The following is a 19,304-nucleotide window of genomic DNA, read 5'->3' as shown; positions in this document are numbered from 1 at the left end:
AACCACCCACCGCCCCACAGGCGACCGGGCGCCCACGGCGCACTCCAACCGCAAGCATGCCGATCAGCAGCAGGAGGGCGTTGGGCCGGTCGCACGGGTCGGCGAGGCGCGGTCCTGTGCCCGCTCGCCGGGGAAGTCGCGCCTCTTCACGACCGGATGAGGTGGTACGAGGTTCAGTTGGCGGCGAGTTCGGGTTCGTGGTTCTGGGGGGTGGGGCTGGGGGGCTGGGGGGTGGAGGAGGTGGCGGGGAAGCCGTGGTGGCGGCTCAGGGCGACCGTGAGGGTGGCACCGGCGGCCAGTACGGCGGCGATGACGGGCAGCCAGCCGACACCCAGGTGCGACAGGACCTGTCCGCCGCCGCCGGACCCGGCGAAGATGCCCAGGTTGAAGGCCAGGATGAACAGCGAGGACGCGGCGGTCCGGGCGGCCGGTGAGGCCTTGAGGGCCGCGGACTGCAGGAGGGTGGGCAGGGCGGCGTAGGCCAGGCCCAGCACGATGGACAGCGCGACCGTCACCACGGGCGCGCCGTTGACGGCGCCGAGGCCCGCCATGGAGAGCGTGACCAGCCCGGCCGCCCACAGCATCGCCCCGCGCGGCCGCTTGTCGACCAGGACACCGGCCGCCCAGACACCCACGATGCCGGCGACGCCGAAGCCGAACAGCACGCCGCTGACGCCCGTTTCGGGGATGCCGCGGTTCTCCAGGTAGGGCGCGATGTAGGTGTAGAAGGTGAAGTGGCCCAGCATGATCAGGGTCGTGGCGAGCACGATCGCCTTGACGCCCGGGGTCCTGACGGCGACACCGACGCCGACCTTGCCGGACTTCACGCCCTCGACCTGCGGCAGCAGCGTCGCCGCCGCGATCACGACGAGGACGGATATGACGCCCATGGCGGTGAAGGAGACCCGCCAGCCCAGCGCGTTGCCGATGGCGGTGCCCAGCGGCACGCCGAGGGTCAGCGCGGCGGAGTTGCCCGCGAAGACGACGGCCACCGCGCGGCCCGCCTTCTCCGGGGGCACCAGGCGCGTGGCGTAGGCGGCCATCATCGACCACAGCACGCCGTGCACGGCGGCGGCGATCAGCCGGGCCGCGACCGCGACGGCATAGTTCGGTGCGACGGCGAGCAGGAGGTTGCTCGCCGCGAACACCACCATGATCGATACGAACAGCCCACGGCGTGGCCAGTGCGAGGTCCACGCGGTGAGCGGCAGCGTCACCAGCAGCGTGACGAGCGCGTAGAGCGAGACGAGTTGGCCGGTCATCGACTGCGAGACACCGATGCTCTCGCTCATCTGCGGCAGCAGCCCCATGGGGAGCGTTTCGGTGGTGATGGTGAGGAAGGCTCCGACGAAGAGCGTGATCAAGCTGGCCACAGCCGCCTTTCCGGACGGCGGTGCACCGTTGGCCGTTGCATTCATAGCCAGGACCGTAAACTTTTCCATCAATGTGAAGGTCAAGCCGCCGGACAGTGAGGTAGACCACGTGAAGATCGGAGAGCTTTCCCGCAGAACGGGCGTCAGCACCCGGCTGCTGCGCTACTACGAGGAGCAGGGTCTGCTGCACCCGCACCGCAGGCCCAACGGCTACCGCACCTATGCCGAGGGCTCCGTCGAGCGCGTCGAGCAGATCCGCGATCTGCTCAAGGCGGGCCTGTCCACCCAGGCCATCCGGGAGTTCGTACCGTGCTTCGTCGGCACCGGTACGGAGATGCGCCCGATGGTCCACCCCACCCTGGCCGCCAACCTCGCCCACGAACTCGCCGAGATCCAGCAGCGCATCGACGTCCTGGTGCGCAACCGCGACGCCATCCGCGCCTACGTGGAGGCCGCCGGCATCGCCGACGGCGCACCGCCCGCCGGCACGGCCCGTATGCCGTGCTCGATGCCCGCGCAGAGCGCGGCGGAAAGCGAGGCGGAGAGCGGGGCCGCCGCGCGGGCCGCGGCCGGCTGAGGTACCGGCGCCCCGGCCCCGCCCCGCGCACGCCGAAGGGCCCGCCCCCGGAAGTCGGTCCGGGGTGCGGGCCCTTCGGCATCGGTGCGTCTCTCGGCTACGAGAGGGACTTCCTTACGACAGGAAGGAGTTGATCTCGATGGTCTCGTCGCGGCCGGGGCCGACGCCGATGGCGGAGATCGGGGCGCCGGACATCTCCTCAAGGGCCTTGACGTAGGCCTGGGCGTTCTTGGGGAGGTCGGAGAAGGACTTCGCCTTGGTGATGTCCTCGTTCCAGCCGGGCAGCGTCTCGTAGATCGGCTTCGCGTGGTGGAAGTCGGTCTGGGAGTACGGGAGTTCCTCGACGCGCTTGCCGTCGATCTCGTAGGCGACACAGACCGGGATCTGCTCCCAGCCGGTGAGCACGTCGAGCTTGGTGAGGAAGAAGTCGGTCAGGCCGTTGACGCGGGTCGCGTAGCGGGCGATGACCGCGTCGAACCAGCCGCAGCGGCGGTCGCGGCCGGTGGTGACACCGCGCTCGCCACCGATGGTGCGCAGCGCCTCACCGTCGGCGTCGAAGAGCTCCGTGGGGAACGGGCCCGCGCCGACGCGGGTCGTGTAGGCCTTCAGGATGCCGATGACCCGGCTGATCTTCGTGGGACCGACACCCGCGCCCGTGCAGGCGCCGCCCGCGGTGGGGTTGGAGGAGGTGACGAAGGGGTACGTGCCGTGGTCGACGTCGAGGAGGGTGCCCTGTCCGCCTTCGAACAGCACGACCTTGCCGTCGTCGATCGCGTTGTTCAGGATCAGCGTGGTGTCGGCGACGTACGGCTTGATCTGCTCCGCGTACTGGAGCATCTCCTCGACGATCTTGCCGGACTCGATCGCGCGCCGGTTGAAGACCTTCGCCAGCAGCTGGTTCTTGGACTCCAGCGCCGCCTCGACCTTCTGCTGAAGGATCGACTCGTCGTAGAGGTCCTGGACGCGGATGCCGGTGCGGTTGATCTTGTCGGCGTACGTCGGGCCGATACCGCGACCGGTCGTGCCGATCTTCCGCTTGCCGAGGAAGCGTTCCGTCACCTTGTCGAGGGTGACGTTGTACGGCGTGATCAGATGCGCGTTGCCGCTGACCAGCAGCTTGGACGTGTCGACGCCGCGCTCGTTGAGTCCGCTCAGCTCGGAGAGCAGGACCGCCGGGTCGACGACGACGCCGTTGCCGATGACCGGGGTGCACCCCGGCGAGAGGATTCCGGAGGGGAGAAGATGCAGCGCGTATTTCTGGTCGCCAACGACGACCGTGTGGCCGGCGTTGTTGCCGCCCTGGTAGCGCACCACGTAATCGACGGATCCACCGAGCAGGTCGGTGGCCTTTCCCTTGCCCTCGTCACCCCACTGAGCACCGAGCAGCACAAGTGCGGGCACAGGCGTACACCCCTTCCGGGCGGGGCATGTCCAACGTGCGAGCGGCTTGCGGCATGGCGCAGCCGCCGCTCGAGCCGTCGAACCGGTGCCCCGGATAGACGAAGCCCCTGGCGCAACAGCGACAGGGGCTCTTGCACCGAGAGATTACCGAACATTTCTCTCGGGCGACGAACAGGACGGCCCCGGGCGCCCGTCTCCGACCGGGGACGCGCAGCCCCCGGCGGCCTGCCGCAGGTGTTCCTCGCCCCCGGGAAACCGCGTAGAAGTAGCGATGTAGCAGCGAAGAAGCAGGTCAGCAGCAGCGTAGAAGTACCGCACCAGCAGCACCGCAGCAGCACTGCCAAGGCGCCCGGGGCGCGATCCGTTCGCACCGTGGACGCGCACCGCCCGGCGCCCGGCAGAGGCACCCGAGAAATCGCAGCACCTGAGGAAGGACCGAGGTGTCGGCTCCAGACCCCGCCGAGCACTCGTTGCTCGTGGTCATCGACCCGGTCGCCCGCGGCACGGACGGTGAGTCCGTGCGCATCGCGAAGGACGTGCTGTGCGCGGGCGCGGCCACGAAGATCTGTTTCCCCGACGGCCCCGAGGAGTACGCGCGGGCACTCGCCCGCCTGGGCCATCGCCGCCCCGTCGTGATCGGCGACGACCGTGCGCTGCTGCGTGTGGTGGCACTGCTGCACAAGGAGCGCGAGCTGGCGCGGGTGGCGCTGTCGGTGGTCCCGGTGGGCGCCCCGTCCGCCGTGGCGCTCACCAGAGCGCTGGGCGTGCCCACCGACGCGGTGGCCGCGGCGCGGGCCGTCCTGGACGGCGAGGAACGCGCCCTGGACCTGCTCTCCGACGACAGCGGCGGCATCGTGCTGGGGGACCTCGCGGTGCCCGCCGGCGCCGTCTTCGGGCTGGAGGAGGGCGCCGGGGCGGAAGATTTTGCGCGGATGGGGCCGTACGGGGGACACGGCGGCCATCCGGGCTACGGGCAGCGCGACGGCCTCGAAGGGGCGGGGCGCGGCGAGCGGGAGCCGGGCGAGGGGACCTCGCCCGACGGCTCTGCCGCACCTTCGGGCCCCGGCGGCGAAGGTCCCGGCGCGGCGCGGCGGGGGCGCCGCGACGGGGCCTGTGAACCGTGGTGGACGCCGCCGCTGCGCAGTTGCCGCTCCTTCGTACGGACCCTGACGCGGCCGCTGCCCGTACTGGGCTCGGCGGGCGGCTCGGGGGCGGGCGGCGGCCGGGCCGGGGAGCGGCGCTCGGCCTACCGGCTGCGGGTGGAGGCGGACGGGGTGCTGCTGGCGGACCTGGACCGGCCGGTGGCCGGGGTGTCGGTGTCCACGGCCGGGCCGCTGCCCGCCGCGGAGGCGGGCACGGGCGAGGGGCCGAAGGGCGGGCTGGCGCGGGTGGTCGTGCGTCCCGCGCCGGGCGCGGGCCCCAAGGACGGCGGCGCGGACGACGACGCGGCGCTGGTCGTGGCCCGGGCCCGCGCGGTGACGGTCTCGGGCGCGGACTTCCGCTACCGGGCGGACACGGTGGTGGGCGGCCCGGTCAGGACGCGGACCTGGACGGTCCAGCCGGGCGCCTGGCGCCTCACGCTGCCGCGGAAGTGAAGTGAAGTGAAGTGACGGGCGGGGCGGGCGGGCCTGAGGGCTACGCCCCGCTCCCCCGCCGCTGGTCCTCCAGGTAGACCTTCCAGCGGTCCATCAGCTCGCCCATCTCCTTGTGCAGGAACTCGAAGAAGAGCAGCGTCTCGCCGACCCGGCCGCCGGCCGGGGTGTCGCTGCCCAGGACGGAGATGCCCTCGCGCAGCGTGGCCTCCCAGCGGGTCAGGAAGCTGTCGCGCTGGGTCATGGCCTCGTACCACTGGGAGCTGTGCACGCGGTAGCGGTCGCGCCGGGAGCCGGGCTCGCGCTCGCGGCTGACCATGTGCATCGTGCTGAGGTAGCGGACCGCGCCGGAGACGGCGGCGGGGCTGACCTGGAGGCGTTCGCCCAGTTCGGCGGAGGTCAGCACGCCCTCGTCGGAGGCGAGCAGGCAGGCGAAGATGCGGGCGGGCATCCGCGGCATGCCGGCCTCGGCCAGTTGTGAGGCGAAGCGCTCGACGAACTGCCCGACGGCTTCCGTGTCCCGTTCGTGTGCCCCGCCGGACGCCTGCTGATCGCTCATGTCCGCATCCTCTCCGCTGCTTGCCTGCTCAGAGCCCCCGGCCCAACTTTATACGCTTCCTTAACTTCACAAGTTTGTGAAAGTAGCGTACGTTCAGAAACATGACCAAGGCAATCTCCGTGGTCGGCCTCCATAAGTCCTTCGGCCGGACCCACGCGCTGGACGGCCTCGACCTCGGCGTCGAGACCGGTGAGGTGCACGGCTTCCTCGGGCCCAACGGCGCCGGGAAGTCCACCACCATCCGCGTCCTGCTCGGGCTGCTGCGCGCCGACCGCGGCGCCGCTCAACTGCTGGGCAAGGACCCCTGGCGGGACGCCGTCGCCCTGCACCGCCGCATCGCCTACGTACCCGGCGACGTCACCCTGTGGCGCAACCTCTCCGGCGGCGAGGTCATCGACCTGTACGGCAGGCTGCGCGGAGGGCTCGACAAGGCCCGCAGGGACGACCTCCTGGAGCGCTTCGAGCTCGACCCCACCAAGAAGGGGCGCACCTACTCCAAGGGCAACCGCCAAAAGGTCGCCCTGGTCGCCGCGTTCGCCTCGGACGTGGATCTGCTGATCCTGGACGAGCCGACCTCGGGCCTGGACCCGCTGATGGAGGAGGTCTTCCAGGACTGCGTCGCCGAGGAGCGCGACCGCGGCCGTACCGTCCTGCTCTCCAGCCATGTGCTGTCCGAGGTCGAGGCGCTGTGCGACCGGGTCAGCATCATCCGCAAGGGGCGGACCGTCGAGTCCGGCTCGCTGGCCGACCTGCGGCATCTGACCCGTACGAGCGTGAGCGCCGAACTGGCCGGGGCACCCGACGGCCTCTCGCAGCTGCCCGGCGTGCACGACCTGGACGTACAGGGCCACCGGGTCCGCCTCCAGGTGGACACCGACAAGCTCGACGCGGTGCTGCGCTCGCTGACCGGGGCGGGGGTGCGCAGCCTGACCAGCACGCCGCCGACGCTGGAGGAGCTGTTCCTGCGGCACTACCAGAACGCAGGGGCCACAGGGGCCGGCGTACGGGCGGGGTCCGGCGCCACCGCGCACCAGGCGGCCGCGCGATGACCGCCGTGGCCACCGCCCCCGTCGCCCGCCGCCGCTCGCGCGGCGAACTGGCCGGTACGGGCGCCCTGTTGCGGCTCGCGCTGCGCCGCGACCGGGTCATGATCCCGGCGTGGGTGCTGGCGCTGGGCCTCACCGTCGTCAGCATGGCCTCGACCATGGAGACGCTGTACGGCACCGCCGCCCAGCGCGCCGGCATCGCCCGCTCGATGAGCGCCAACGGGTCGATGCGGGCGCTGTACGGGCCGGTCTTCGACGACTCCGTGGGCGGGCTGCTCGCCTGGCGCATCGGGGGCTTCGCCGCCGTCCTCGCCGCCGTGATGAGCCTGCTCGTCGTCGTACGGCACACCCGCGAGGAGGAGGAGACGGGCCGTCAGGAGATGCTGTCGGCCGCCATGGTGGGCCGGCGCGCGCCGCTGACCGCAGCCCTGCTCACCGCGCTCGCCGCCAATGCGGCGCTCGCGCTGGTGATCGCCGCGGGGCTGGCCAAGTCCGGTCAGCCGACGGGTGGTTCGCTCGCGCTGGGCCTGGGCATCGGCGCGAGCGGCATGCTCTTCGCCGCGCTGGCGGCGATCGCCGCACAGCTCACCGAGAGCGCCCGGCTCGCCAAGGGCCTGACCGGCGCGGTGCTGGGCGCCGCCTTCGTGCTGCGGGCCGCGGGCGACGCCGACTCCCAGGACGGCTCCTCGCCGCTGACCTGGATCTCGCCCATCGGCTGGGCGGAGAACCTGCGCGCCTTCGCCGGTGAACGCTGGTGGGTCCTGCTGCTGTTCCTCGCCGCCACGGCGGTCGCCGCCTGCGCCGCGTACGCGCTGACCGCCCGCCGCGACGTGGGCATGAGCTTCCTGCCCGCCCGGCCGGGACCGCGGCACGCCCCCGCCTCCCTCAACGGCGCCTTCGGCCTGGCCTGGCGCCTGCAGCGCACCACCCTGCTCGGCTGGTCGCTCGGCTTCCTCTTCGCCGGAGCCGTCTTCGGCGGCATCGCCGACGGCGCCGCCGACCTGGTCGGCGACAGCGCGCAGACCCGCGAGATCGTCGAGCGGATGGGCGGCCAACAGGGCCTGACCGAGGCCTTCCTGGCCACCATGGTCGGCATGCTGGGCATGGTCGCGGCCCTGTACGCGGCGGGCTCGGTGCTGCGGCTGCGCTCCGAGGAGAGCGCCGGGCGGGCCGAGCCGGTGCTGGCCTGCGCGGTGGGACGGCTGCGCTGGGCGGCGAGCCATCTGGCCCTCGCCTTCCTGGGCACGGTCGTGGTGACGGTCGTCGGCGGGCTGGCCCTGGGCGTCTCGTACGGCATCGCGGTGGAGGACATCGGCGCGCAGCTCGGCCCCGTACTGGGCGCGGCCCTCGCGCAGGTCCCGGCGATCTGGGCGCTGACCGGCGTCGCGGTGCTGCTGTTCGGCGCGCTGCCCAGGGCGACGGCGGCCACCTGGGCGGTCGTCGGCGGCTGCCTGGCCCTCGGCTGGATCGGCCCCGCGCTCGACCTCCCCCGGGCGGTGATGAACCTCTCTCCCTTCAGCCACCTGCCCAAGCTCCCGGGCGCCGAGGCGAGCGCCGCTCCCTTCCTGTGGCTGCTGCCGGCCGCCGCGCTCGGCGTGGTGCTGGGGCTGGCCGCGTTGCGGCGGCGCGACATCGGCTGACGCCGGGAGGTCGGCGGCCTGGGGTCAGAGCCTGTGTCGGCTGCGGGCCGTCTGCGGCCGGCCGCGCAGTTCCCCGCGCCCCTGACGGGACGCTGGCCACTCGACCGCTGTCCACACCCTGTGGGCAGCGGTCGGTGCGCACGACGGCCCACTGCGGGACCTCACACCTCCACCAGCAGCCCCCTCAGCCCGCGGATCACGAAATGATCCTTCCACTCGGGCTCCGCGGTCAGCCGCAGGCGCGGCGCGCGGCGCAGCAACGCGCCGAAGGACGCGGCCAGTTCGAGGCGGGCGAGCGGCGCGCCCAGGCAGTAGTGCAGGCCGGCGCCGAAGCTGAGGTGGGGGTTGTCGCGGCGGGTCAGGTCCAGCTCGTCCGGGCGGGCGAAGCGGTCCGGGTCGCGGTTGGCGCAGCCGAAGAGCAGCGCGACCTCGGCGCCGCGGGGGATGACGGTGCCCCCGACCTCGATGTCGTCCAGCACCCAGCGCTCGAAGAGCTGGAGCGGGGTGGCGTAGCGCAGCAGCTCCTCCACGGCGGTGGGCAGCAGCGCGGGGTCCGCCCGCAGCGCGGCCAGCTGCCCGGGGTGCCGCAACAGCGCCCACCAGCCGTTGCCCGTGGTGTTCACCGTCGCCTCGTGCCCGGCGTTCAGCAGCAGGACGCAGGTGGAGACCATCTCCTGCTCGCTCAGCCGCTCCCCCTGGTCGTACGCCTGGATGAGCCCGCTGATCAGGTCCGCTCCGGGCTCGGCCCGGCGCCGGGCGATCAACTCCCGCAAATACGCGGAGAATTCCAGCGAGGCCGTAACGGCCCGCGCCGCCGCCTCCTCGCCCGGGTTCAGCTCGTACATCCCGCAGATGTCCGCGGACCACGGGCGCAGCAGCGCGCGGTCCCGCGGCGGGATGCCCAGCATCTCGGCGATCACCGCGACCGGCAGCGGCTCGGCGACCGCCGCGATCAGATCACCGCCGCCCTCGCCGACGAACGCCTCGGCCAGCTCGTCGGCCAACCGCCGGACGGTGGGCGCCAGTTCGGCCACCGTACGCGGGGTGAACGCCTTGGAGACCAGGCGGCGCACCCGCGGATGATCCGGCGGCTCCAGCTCCAGCAGCCCGTTGTCATTGAGCACGTGGAACGCCTCGTGCCCGCGCGGCGGCGGCCGCTTCCCGAACTCCTCGTGCGTAAAGCGATGCAGATACGTCCGCCCCAGCCGCCGGTCCCGCAACAGCGCCGCGACGTCTTCGTAGCGGGGGATCAGCCACTGGTCGGTGGGGTGGAAGAAATGCGCCCTGCCGCGCGCCCGCATTACGTCGTAGACGGGATACGGGTCGGCGATGAACGTCGGTGACCACGGTGCGAAGCCGGCGACGGCACTCATATCCCTGGAGAGTATTCGGCCAACTCCCCTTCCGGGAAGGGGGAATTCCACCGCCGGCACGCCCGGCGGTGCTTCCCGCGGCGAGATTCCATGCCGCGATGAGGGCATACGGGCACCAGCGACCCCACGCAAGAAGCGGAACACCCGAACAGGCGGCCTCATGGAGAGCCCACTCCACCCGGCCGTTCCCACTGGAGATCACCACGGCTCGCGGCAAGCGGCGTTCCCCCACGTCGGCGGCGGGTCAGGCCTATGGCGCGGCCGCGGCCTCCAGCGCCGTACCGGTCCTGTTCTACATGGCCAGGGCCCTGCGGCTGCAGCGCGCCGAGACCACGCTCCAGCGCAAGGAAATCCGGCTGCAACGCAAGGAAATGCGCCTTCAGCGAGCCGAATTGGAGCTATAGCGCGACGAAATGCGCCGTTCCGCAGGAGAGTTGTACCGCAGCGCGGAGGCCGGTCTTCGGAATCTGCAATGCAGTTGATCAAAATGAGCATCGAGTCATCACGCAGGCGTACGCCCAGGGTTGTGAGCTGTCCGCGCCCTCCGCCTCACCCGGGGGAAACTGCCGCCCGACGCAGGGTGCGCCGACTACGAGCGGATCGTGGTGATCACCAGAGAGACCCTGCTGCGGGCCGAGGACGACTTCGCCGCGCTGTGAACCGGCGCCCCCCGCGTCAGCCTCCCGGTGTGACCAGCCGGGCCTCGTAGGCGAAGACCGCTGCCTGGGTGCGGTCGCGCAGGCCGAGTTTGACCAGGATGCGGCTGACGTGGGTTTTGACCGTGGACTCGGCGACTACGAGGTGTTCGGCGATCTCGCCGTTGGACAGGCCCTGGGCGACCAGGACCAGGACCTCGGTCTCGCGTTCGGTGAGGTCGCCGATGCGCTCCTGGGTGGGCGCGCGGGTCGTGCCGAGCTTGGAGAACTCCGCGATGAGGCGCTTGGTGACGGTGGGCGCCAGCAGGGCCTCGCCGCTCGCCACGATCCGTACGCCCTCGGCCAGCTGGCCCGCCGAGGCGTCCTTGAGCAGGAAGCCGCTGGCCCCGGCCCGCAGCGCCTGGTAGACGTACTCGTCCAGGTCGAAGGTGGTCAGCACCAGCACCTTCGCGTCCGCGTCGGCGGCGACGATCTCGCGGGTCGCCTCCAGCCCGTTGACCTCCGGCATCCGGATGTCCATCAGGACCACATCGGGCCGCAGCGCCGCGACCTTGGCCACCGCGTCGCGGCCGTCCACCGCCTCGCCGATCACCTCGATGTCGGGCATCGCGCCGAGCAGTACGGAGAACCCCTCGCGGACCATCACCTGGTCGTCCACGATCAGTACCCGGATCATGCGTCCACCTCCGTGTCCGCGGCCGGCGCGGGGGCGACCGGGATGAAGACCGCGACCTCGTAACCGCCGTCGTCGGTCGGCCCGTTGGTCATCTCGCCGCCCAGCATGCCCACCCGCTCGTGCATCCCCAGCACGCCGTGCCCGGCGCCCGGGGAGGGTTTGGCGAGCCGGTTCGGCCGCCCGTTGACGATCCGTACGCCCAGCCCGCCCAGCACGTAGGAGATCTCCACCCGGGCCTCGGCGCCCGGCGAGTGGCGCAGCGCGTTGCTCAGCGCCTCCTGCACGATGCGGTACGCGGACAGCTCCACGCCCTGCGGCAGCGGCCGCCGCGCGCCGGTGACCACCGCCTCGACGCCCAGCCCCGCGCCGCGCACGCTCTCCAGCAGCGAGTCGAGGCTGGCGAGGGTGGGCTGCGGGGCCTCTGGGTCGGCGTCGGCGAAGGCGTCCGGGTCGGCGCGTACGACACCGAGGATGCGGCGCAGCTCGGTCAGCGCGGCCACCGCGTTCTCCCGGATGGTGGTGAAGGAGCGGGCGAGCTCCGGCGGGGTGTCCTTGACGCGGTAGGGCGCGGCCTCCGCCTGGATGGCGATGACGGACATGTGGTGCGCGACGACGTCGTGCAGCTCGCGGGCGATGGTGGCGCGCTCCTCCAGCAGGGTGCGCCGCGAGCGCTCCTCGGCGGTGACCGTCTGGGTCTTCACGACCTGCTGGTGCTCCTGGCGCCAGGCGCGGATGGCGGCGGCAAGGATCAGCGGGACGGCGCCGTACACGGCATAGGCCGCCACCCCGCTGGGACGGGCACCGCCCACGATGCTGAACAGGGCACCGCCCGCGAAGGTGACCAGCCACATCTCCAGGGCCATCCGGGGGCGGGTGCGCAGCACGGTCAGCGCCATGACGGCCAGATGCACGGCTGCCACCATCGTGACCCAGCGGCTGTCGGAGCCGTAGGGGTAGCCGTCGACGTAGCCGTCACGGAATCCGGCCGATGCGATCAAGGCGATGGCGAGGGCGGCGAACGAGACCCAGAAGGCGCCGACCGGGCGGAACAGCGTCATCACCGGTGTCAGCGCGAAGACCAGGCAGAAGCCGCCGAGCAGAAGGCCCACCACCGGCCCGTGGGAGAGGCTCTCCACCAGCGTCACCATCAGGACCAGCGCCGAGAAGCAGCTCACCAGGGCGTGCGGCGTCCAGCGCACGTACCGGCGGGCCCGCGCGGGCAGCCACGGCAGGCGGGCGGCGAGCTGGGCGTCGTCCAGCGGTGGCAGCGGGCGGAAGGCGAAGGCGTCGACGAACAGGTCCCGGCGCAGTCCTTGCAGCGCGCCGCTGGCTATCCGGGCCTCGGAGTGCAGCGAGGTCTTCTGCGTCTGGCTCGTGTCGTTCACATCTACAACGGTAAGCAGGGCGGACGCGGGCGGCGTCCGGCGCAGTGGGGATCTGTGAAGGTCCGCCTCAAGTACTACGTGGGACGGTAAAGGGCCCGTCACCCGGCCTGCCATCGTGCCTGTCACTCGCCCTGTACGGCGGCCAGCAGGGTGCGGAAGGCGGCCGTGCCGGGGGTGATGGCGGCGTAGTGGCCGGTGTCGGGCAGCTCGTCGAGGGCGACGGCGGGGTGCGCGGCGGCGTACCGGCGCGAGAGGTCCACGGGGACGTCCAGGTCCTCCCTGCCGTGCAGGACGGTGACGGGCAGGCCGGGGGCGGGCGGGTGGCACAGGGGGTCGGCGGCGGCGATACGGGCGGCGGTGGCCGGTGCGGTGGCGGCTTCTGCGTTCTCTGCGTTCTCTGTGTTTTCTGTGTTCTCTGTGTTCTCTGTGTTCTCGGCGTGTTCGGCGTCCAGCTCCAGGAATTCCGCCACCGCGCCGTTGCTCAGCCCCAGCTCGTGGGCGCGGGCCAGGTCGGCGACGGGCGCGAGGGCGACGGCGGCGTCGACGGCGCCGGGGTGGGCGGCCGCCATCAGGGCGAGGTGGCCGCCCGCGGAGTGGCCGACGGCCACCACCCGCCCGCCGCCCGTCGCCCTGGCCGCCGCCCCGAGGGCCGCCAGGACGTCCTGGTGGGTCTGCGGCCAGCCGCCGCCCGCGCCCGCTCTGCGGTATTCGGCGAGCGCGACGGACAGGCCGTGCCGGGCCAGCTCGGCGGCGAGCGGGGACTGGTGACGGCGGTCGTAGGCGGCGCGCCAGAAGCCGCCGTGGAGCAGGACGACCGTCACCGGGGCATGCGCGGCGCCGTACAGGTCGATCACCTGGTCCGGGTGGTCGCCGTAGGACACCGTCTTGTCCGGCGGTACGGGCGCGAGGCCGAACAGCGCGGCCTCCTCGGCCGCCGCGATCCGTGCCCGCCGGTCGTCCCGGTCACGCCGGTCGTCCCGGAAGTCCCGGTCGTCCCGGTCGCTCCGCTCGCGCCCGTCCGTGCTCATCCGCCCTCGCCCGCCCGTTCCGCCAGTACCTCGGCCAGCACGCGCGCGGCCCGCTCGGTGTCCGCGAAGGAGGTGTAGAGCGGGGTGAAGCCGAAGCGCAGTACATCGGGGTGGCGCAGGTCGCCGACCACCCCGCGCCGGATCAGCTCCGCCATCACCTCGGCGGCGTCCGCGCACCGCAGCGCCACCTGGCTGCCGCGCGCCGCGTGCTCGCGCGGGGTCACCGACCGCACCCGGCCCTCGGGCACGTACGCCGCCACGCAGGTGAGGAAGAAGTCGGTCAGCGCCAGGCTCTTGGCGCGCACCGAGGCGAGCCGCACGCCGTCCCACACCTGAAGCGCCGCCTCCAGGGAGAGCAGCGACAGGATGTCCGGGGTGCCGACACGGCCGCGTACGACGCCGTCGGCCGGGGCGTAGACCGGGTCCATCCGGAAGGGGACGGCGTGCGAGTTCCAGCCCGGGAGCGGGGAGTCGAAGTGCTCCTGGAGGCCGTGGCGTACGTAGAGGTAGGCGGGCGAACCGGGGCCGCCGTTGAGGAACTTGTAGGTGCAGCCCACCGCGAGGTCGACGCCGTGCGCGTCCAGGCCGACGGGCAGCGCGCCCGCGCTGTGGCACAGGTCCCACACGGCCAGCGCGCCCGCGGCGTGCAGCGCGGCGGTGGTGCCGGGCAGGTCGTTGAGGCGCCCCGTGCGGTAGTCGACGTGGTTGACCAGCGCGAGCGCGGTGCGCTCGGTGACCGCGGCGGGGAGGTCGGCGGCGTCCACGGCGCGCAGCGTGCAGCCGGTCATACGGGCCGCGGACTCGGCGATATAGCCGTCGGTGGGGAAGGTGGCGGCGTCCACGAGGATCTCCTCGCGCCGCGCCGCGCCGTCCCCGCGCGCCTGCGCCATCCGTACACCGGCCACAACCGCCTTGAAAACATTGACACTTGTGGAGTCGCTGACGACGACCTGGCCGGGGGCCGCGCCGATCAGCGGGGCGATGCGGTCGCCGATCCGCTCGGGCGCCTGCCACCAGCCGGACTCCGTCCAGGAGCGGATGCGCAGCTCGCCCCACTCGCGGGCGATGACGTCGGCCAGGCGGCCGGGGACGGAGCGGGGCAGCGCGCCCAGGGAATTGCCGTCCAGATAGACGGTGTCGTCCAGAGTGAAACGCTCGCGGACCGCGGCGAGTTCGTCGGCGGCGTCGAGGCGTCGGGCCTCGGCGGCGAGGTCGCCGTGCGCCTGCCGCCCGCCCTTGTCCGCGTACGACTCGGACTTGTCCGCGTACGGTTCCGGCTTGTCCGCGTACGGCTCAGACATAGCTGCGGGCCGTCCACAGCTCGGGGAAGACGGTCTTGCGCGCCCGCTTCTCCAGCCAGGCCACGCCCGCCGAGCCGCCGGTGCCCATCTTCGCGCCCATCGCGCGCCGGGTGGCCACCAGGTGGTCGTTGCGCCAGCGCCAGACCTGCTCGGCGATATCGGTCAACAGCTCGCCGAGGCGGGTGAGTTCGCTCTCCTGCGGGCCGGCGTAGATCTGCGCCCAGACCGCCTCGACGCCCTGGTCGGGCTCGTAGCGCAGGGCGGGGTCGCGCTCCAGTACGGCGGCGGGGATGTCGTAGCCGCGGCGGGCGAGCAGCCGCAGCACCTCGTCCCACAGGCTCGGCTCCTGCAGCGCCTTCTCCAGCTCGGCGTACTCGCGCGGCGCGCCACGGTGCGGTACGAGCATCGAGGCGGACTTCTCGCCGAGCAGGAACTCCAGCTTCCGGTACATCGCGGACTGGAAGCCCGAGCCCTCGCCGAGCGCGGAGCGGTAGGCGTTGAACTGGGCGGGCGTCAGCCGGGCGAGCGGCTTCCAGGACGCGGTGAGCGCCTCCAGCTCGTAGGCGGAACGCTTCAGCGCGTCCATGGCGACGGGTATGTCGTCGCTGCGCAGCGCCCGGCAGGCGGTGTGCCACTCGTGGACGATGACCGTGAACCACAGCTCCATGACCTGGGTGGTGACCAGGAAGACCATCTCGCCGGGGTCGTCGGAGAGCGGGTGCTGGAGGTGGGTGAGCACATCCGCCTGGACGTAGTCCTCGTACGGAGTGGTGGTCTTGCTGCCGATGCTCAGGTCGGGCGCGAGTTCACCGTCCTGCGGGGCGGGGCCACTGCCCCGCGGTGCGGCGCCGGACAGCGGGCACACCGCCTCCTGGCCGTCGGTGGCGCGGGCGGCCGGCTCCGCGTCGGGGGACACGGCGGAGGGCGTCGACTGCTGCGACATGAGGGACTCCTCGCTGCTGCGGATCTGCCGGGTAGCGGTCCGCCCCTTCCTTGTCGGCTCGGGAGCCCCGGTCCCCTCGGGCGCGGAACTCCCGGCCCACTGGCATCATCCGTGCTGCGCCCAAGGCACGCAAGGGCCGACCGCGATCATGCGGCCGGCCCTCGGGAGTGCCGTACGTCAGGTGCGGTGCGCGGGGCCCCGCCGTCCTGCCCGGCTGTGGTGCGGCCCGTCAGGAGAGGGTGTCCGCCGCCGTCGGGGAGGAGTCGCGCAGGAACTGGGTGCAGCGCTCGTACTCCTCCTGCTCGCCGATCGCCTGCGCGGCGCGGGCGAGGGCGTGCAGGGCACGCAGGAAGCCGCGGTTGGGCTCGTGCTCGAAGGGGACGGGGCCGTGGCCCTTCCAGCCGGCGCGGCGCAGCGAGTCCAGGCCGCGGTGGTAGCCGGTACGGGCATAGGCGTACGACTCGACGGTCCGGCCGGCCTGGAAGGCGTCGTCGGCGAGCTGCGCCCAGGCCAGGGAGGAGGTCGGGTACTTCGCCGCGACGTCCGCGGGGGCCGCGCCCGAGGCGAGCAGCTCGCGGGGCTCCGGGTCGTCGGGCAGGTGGGTCGGGGGCGGTCCCCCGAGCAGGTTCTCGTGAATGGCCATGCCCCCAAGTCTGCCTGCTCGCCCCGCCCTCCATGCGCCCACCCGGCACCCGGCCCCCACTCCGGCGGCGTTCCGCGGCTTGTGCGGCATTCCGTACGGGGGCGGGGTGCGCGACGGCCCTGCCGGGGGGCGGCGGGGGCACGGAGGCCGACGGGGAGTCAGCAGGTCCGGCAGCGAACGACACGGGTGCCAGCAGGGGCCGACGCGAGGGTCGGCAGAAGCCGGCGCGAGGGTCAGCGGGGGTCGGTCGCGTCGCCCGGGTCCAGTGGTGGGGATGCCACTGCGCAGTGGTAGGTGCACTCCGGGTGGCAGCGCTCACCCGAGTCCGCGTCGCCGCCCGCGCCCTCGCCGTCGGGGCGCAGCGCGTCCGTCCGTACGGTCAGCCACGCGATCAGCGCGCCGAGCACCAGCACCCCGGCGCACAGCGGCATCGCGCGCCGGAACGTGGCGGCGAACTCGGCCGAGGAGCGGTAGGCGTCCGGTCCCATACCCGCCAGGAGCGGCAGCGCCGCCACCGCGACCAGGCCCGCGGCCCGCGCCGCCGCGTTGTTGATGCCGCTGGCCAGGCCCGCGCGGTCGACGTCGACCGACGCCAGTACGGTCGAGGTCAGCGGCGCGACCAGGGTCACCATCCCGGCGCCCAGGACGACCAGCGCGGGCAGCACGTCGGTGACGTACGAGGCGCCGGGGCCCACCCGCGTCATCAGCAGCATTCCGGCGGCGCACAGCAGCGGCCCCACGGTCAGCGGGATGCGCGGGCCGATGCGCTGGCCGAGTTCGCCGGAGCGGGCGGAGAACAGCAGCATCAGCACGGTGGTCGGCAGCAGGGCGGTGCCCGCGGCGAGGGCCGAGTAGCCCGCCACGACCTGGAGTTGGAGGACGGCCAGGAAGAAGAAGCCGCCGAAGGCCGCGTAGACGCACACCGTCACCGCGTTCACGGCGGTGAACTGGCGGTTGGCGAAGATGCCCGGCGGCAGCATCGGGTCGGGGCGCCGCTTCTCGACGCCTACGAAGGCCACCGCGAGCAGCGCCCCGGCCACGGCCGTGCCGACGACCGCCGGGGAGGCCCCCTGTTCGGGCGCCTCGATCAGGGCGTAGGTGACGGCGCCCAGCGCCAGCGCGGCGAGCAGCGCGCCCAGGACGTCGAAGCCGCCGTGCTCGGCGGTGTCACGGGTCTCGGGTACGTGGCGCATCGCGACGGGGACGCAGAGCGCGGCCAGCGGCACGTTGAGGAAGAACACCCAGCGCCAGCCGGGGCCGTCCACCAGCCAGCCGCCCACGAACGGGCCGACCGCAGCGGCCACCCCGCCCAGCCCGGACCACGCGCCGACCGCGCGGGCCCGGTCCTCGGGGTGGAAGACCGCCTGGAGCAGGGCGAGCGAGCCGGGGGTGAGCAGCGCGCCGCCGATGCCCTGCAGGGCGCGGGCCGCGATCAGTACGGCGGCGTTCGGGGCCAGCCCGCACAGGAGGGAGGCCAGCGCGAACCACACGATGCCGATGACGAAGACCCGGCGGCGGCCGTAGCGGTCGCCCAGGGCGCCGCCGAGCAGGATCAGCCCGGCGAGGGTGAGCATGTAGGCGTTGACGGTCCACTGGAGAACGGCCAGGTCCGCGTCCAGGTCGGCGCCGATGCGCGGCAGGGCCACGTTGACGACCGTGCTGTCCAGCAGCGCCATGCCCGAGCCGAGCACGGCCGTCAGCAGGACCCAGCGGCCCTGCGCCGAGGACATCCGGATGCCGCCGGGGGCGGTGGGACCCGCGTCGGCGGGACCGGCAGGACCGGACGGGGGCGCATCGCTCATAGGGCGAGCTTGCCCGGCGCCGCGGGCTCCCGCACGGCGAGGGCCCCGCGCCGTGGGGACGACGCGGGGCCCTCGTGGCCGTACGCGGAGGTACGCGGCCGTACTTCAGCGGAGGTACGGAACGTACGGAGCGGTACGGACTTACTTGATCTTGGTGCCCGTGGAGCGCAGGTTCGCGCAGGCCTCGGTGACGCGCTTGGCCATGCCGGCCTCGGCCAGCTTGCCCCAGCTGCGCGGGTCGTAGGTCTTCTTGTTGCCGACCTCGCCGTCGACCTTCAGCACGCCGTCGTAGTTGCGGAACATGTGGTCCGCGACGGGGCGGGTGAAGGCGTACTGGGTGTCGGTGTCCAGGTTCATCTTCACGACGCCGTTCTCCAGCGCGGTGGCGATCTCCTGCTCGGTGGAGCCGGAGCCGCCGTGGAAGACGAAGTCGAAGGGGGAGGTCTTGCCGTACTTGGCGCCGACGCCCTCCTGGAGGTCCTTGAGCAGCTCGGGGCGGAGCACGACGTTGCCCGGCTTGTAGACGCCGTGGACGTTGCCGAAGGACGCGGCCAGCAGGTAGCGGCCCTTCTCGCCCAGGCCGAGCGCCTCGGCGGTGCGCAGCGCGTCGTCGACCGTGGTGTAGAGCTCGTCGTTGATCTCGTGGGTGACGCCGTCCTCCTCGCCACCGGTCGGGGTGATCTCGACCTCAAGGATGATCTTGGCGGCGGCGGCCTTGGCGAGCAGCTCCTGGCCGATGGCCAGGTTGTCGGCCAGGTTCTCGGCCGAGCCGTCCCACATGTGCGACTGGAACAGCGGGTTCTGGCCCTTGGCGACGCGCTCCGCGGAGATGTCCAGCAGCGGGCGGACGTAGCCGTCCAGCTTGTCCTTGGGGCAGTGGTCGGTGTGCAGCGCGACGGTGATGCCGTACTTGCCGGCCACGACGTGCGCGAACTCGGCCAGCGCGACCGCGCCGGTCACCATGTCCTTGCTGTACTGACCGCCCAGGAACTCCGCACCACCGGTGGAGATCTGGATGATGCCGTCGCTCTCGGCCTCCGCGAAGCCACGCAGCGCGGCGTGCAGGGTCTGGGTCGAGGTGACGTTGATGGCCGGGTAGGCGAACTTGCCTGCCTTCGCCCGGTCGAGCATCTCGTTGTAGACCTCGGGAGTTGCGATGGGCATCTGTCCGCTCCTTGTGATGTGCGGGTTGCGTTCTTGGCCCTGACCAGGGGGCGACGACATCGCCGTAGTCATCTTCCCAGACTCGGCGGATTGCTCCACATCGCGCAGCCGCCGAGTACGGGCGAGGGGGGGGGGGGGGGGGGGG

The 19,304-nt window shown here is 72.7% G+C and carries 17 protein-coding genes; 5 read left to right on the top strand and 12 right to left on the bottom strand.

Features of this window, described 5'->3' with window-relative positions; all coding sequences use genetic code 11:
• Positions 1-173: 173 nt before the first annotated feature.
• On the bottom strand, positions 174-1,373 hold the full coding sequence (locus AC4IJH_RS26185) for an MFS transporter (protein WP_490854317.1): 1,200 nt from the start codon (positions 1,371-1,373) through the stop codon (positions 174-176).
• A gap of 109 nt (positions 1,374-1,482) precedes the next feature.
• Here AC4IJH_RS26185 and AC4IJH_RS26180 point away from each other — a divergent pair, with 109 nt between their 5' ends.
• Entirely contained in the window at positions 1,483-1,950 is a 468-nt protein-coding gene (locus AC4IJH_RS26180) for a MerR family transcriptional regulator (protein WP_490854316.1), read from the top strand.
• A 114-nt stretch (positions 1,951-2,064) separates the two neighbouring features.
• On the opposite strand, the gene AC4IJH_RS26175 is transcribed toward AC4IJH_RS26180, so the two are convergent.
• Complete coding sequence (locus AC4IJH_RS26175; RefSeq protein WP_490854315.1) at positions 2,065-3,351, bottom strand: adenylosuccinate synthase; 1,287 nt, start codon at positions 3,349-3,351, stop codon at positions 2,065-2,067.
• Between the two features lie 440 nt (positions 3,352-3,791).
• Here AC4IJH_RS26175 and AC4IJH_RS26170 point away from each other — a divergent pair, with 440 nt between their 5' ends.
• Positions 3,792-4,946, top strand: coding sequence for a diacylglycerol kinase family protein (locus AC4IJH_RS26170; RefSeq protein WP_490854314.1), 1,155 nt, complete (start codon positions 3,792-3,794; stop codon positions 4,944-4,946).
• A gap of 40 nt (positions 4,947-4,986) precedes the next feature.
• Here the strand turns inward: AC4IJH_RS26170 and AC4IJH_RS26165 are convergent, their stop codons facing one another.
• Positions 4,987-5,502, bottom strand: a complete 516-nt coding sequence (locus AC4IJH_RS26165; protein ID WP_490854313.1) for a GbsR/MarR family transcriptional regulator — start codon at positions 5,500-5,502, stop codon at positions 4,987-4,989.
• 101 nt (positions 5,503-5,603) lie between these two features.
• Here AC4IJH_RS26165 and AC4IJH_RS26160 point away from each other — a divergent pair, with 101 nt between their 5' ends.
• Both AC4IJH_RS26160 and AC4IJH_RS26155 read left to right on the top strand, forming a co-directional pair.
• Positions 5,604-6,551, top strand: coding sequence for an ABC transporter ATP-binding protein (locus tag AC4IJH_RS26160; RefSeq protein WP_490854312.1), 948 nt, complete (start codon positions 5,604-5,606; stop codon positions 6,549-6,551).
• Complete coding sequence (locus AC4IJH_RS26155; RefSeq protein ID WP_490854311.1) at positions 6,548-8,188, top strand: ABC transporter permease; 1,641 nt, start codon at positions 6,548-6,550, stop codon at positions 8,186-8,188. The genes AC4IJH_RS26160 and AC4IJH_RS26155 overlap by 4 nt, the downstream gene beginning before the upstream one ends.
• A 161-nt stretch (positions 8,189-8,349) precedes the next feature.
• On the opposite strand, the gene AC4IJH_RS26150 is transcribed toward AC4IJH_RS26155, so the two are convergent.
• On the bottom strand, positions 8,350-9,561 hold the full coding sequence (locus AC4IJH_RS26150; protein ID WP_490854310.1) for a cytochrome P450: 1,212 nt from the start codon (positions 9,559-9,561) through the stop codon (positions 8,350-8,352).
• Positions 9,562-9,659: 98 nt separating this feature from the next.
• Between AC4IJH_RS26150 and AC4IJH_RS26145 the strand changes: the two genes are divergently transcribed.
• Positions 9,660-9,965 carry a hypothetical protein gene (locus AC4IJH_RS26145; RefSeq protein ID WP_490854309.1) on the top strand — a complete coding sequence of 102 codons (306 nt, stop codon included), beginning with the start codon at positions 9,660-9,662 and terminating at the stop codon, positions 9,963-9,965.
• Between the two features lie 271 nt (positions 9,966-10,236).
• On the opposite strand, the gene AC4IJH_RS26140 is transcribed toward AC4IJH_RS26145, so the two are convergent.
• The 8 genes from AC4IJH_RS26140 to fbaA form a co-directional block, all read right to left on the bottom strand.
• Positions 10,237-10,893, bottom strand: coding sequence for a response regulator (locus AC4IJH_RS26140; RefSeq protein ID WP_490854308.1), 657 nt, complete (start codon positions 10,891-10,893; stop codon positions 10,237-10,239).
• Complete coding sequence (locus tag AC4IJH_RS26135; RefSeq protein WP_490854307.1) at positions 10,890-12,278, bottom strand: sensor histidine kinase; 1,389 nt, start codon at positions 12,276-12,278, stop codon at positions 10,890-10,892. The genes AC4IJH_RS26140 and AC4IJH_RS26135 overlap by 4 nt, the downstream gene beginning before the upstream one ends.
• A 122-nt stretch (positions 12,279-12,400) precedes the next feature.
• A complete protein-coding gene (locus tag AC4IJH_RS26130; protein WP_490854306.1) occupies positions 12,401-13,306 on the bottom strand; it encodes an alpha/beta hydrolase family protein in 906 nt (301 codons plus the stop codon).
• Positions 13,303-14,607: a kynureninase gene (gene kynU, locus AC4IJH_RS26125; protein ID WP_490854305.1), complete on the bottom strand. Its 1,305-nt coding sequence runs from the start codon at positions 14,605-14,607 to the stop codon at positions 13,303-13,305. The genes AC4IJH_RS26130 and kynU overlap by 4 nt, the downstream gene beginning before the upstream one ends.
• Positions 14,600-15,550 carry a tryptophan 2,3-dioxygenase family protein gene (locus AC4IJH_RS26120; protein ID WP_490854304.1) on the bottom strand — a complete coding sequence of 317 codons (951 nt, stop codon included), beginning with the start codon at positions 15,548-15,550 and terminating at the stop codon, positions 14,600-14,602. Before AC4IJH_RS26120 ends, kynU begins: the two co-directional genes overlap by 8 nt.
• Before the next feature lie 229 nt (positions 15,551-15,779).
• The gene (locus AC4IJH_RS26115) at positions 15,780-16,193 is read right to left on the bottom strand and encodes a DUF3151 domain-containing protein (RefSeq protein ID WP_490854303.1); all 414 of its coding nucleotides are present in this window, start codon (positions 16,191-16,193) and stop codon (positions 15,780-15,782) included.
• A 233-nt stretch (positions 16,194-16,426) separates the two neighbouring features.
• On the bottom strand, positions 16,427-17,995 hold the full coding sequence (locus AC4IJH_RS26110; protein WP_490854302.1) for an MFS transporter: 1,569 nt from the start codon (positions 17,993-17,995) through the stop codon (positions 16,427-16,429).
• Positions 17,996-18,136: 141 nt separating this feature from the next.
• Entirely contained in the window at positions 18,137-19,159 is a 1,023-nt protein-coding gene (gene fbaA / locus AC4IJH_RS26105) for a class II fructose-bisphosphate aldolase (protein WP_490854301.1), read from the bottom strand.
• Between the last annotated feature and the right edge of the window lie 145 nt (positions 19,160-19,304).

The organism is Streptomyces sp. UF-297 (assembly GCF_058245575.1).
This window is presented reverse-complemented; position numbering and strand designations above follow the sequence as displayed.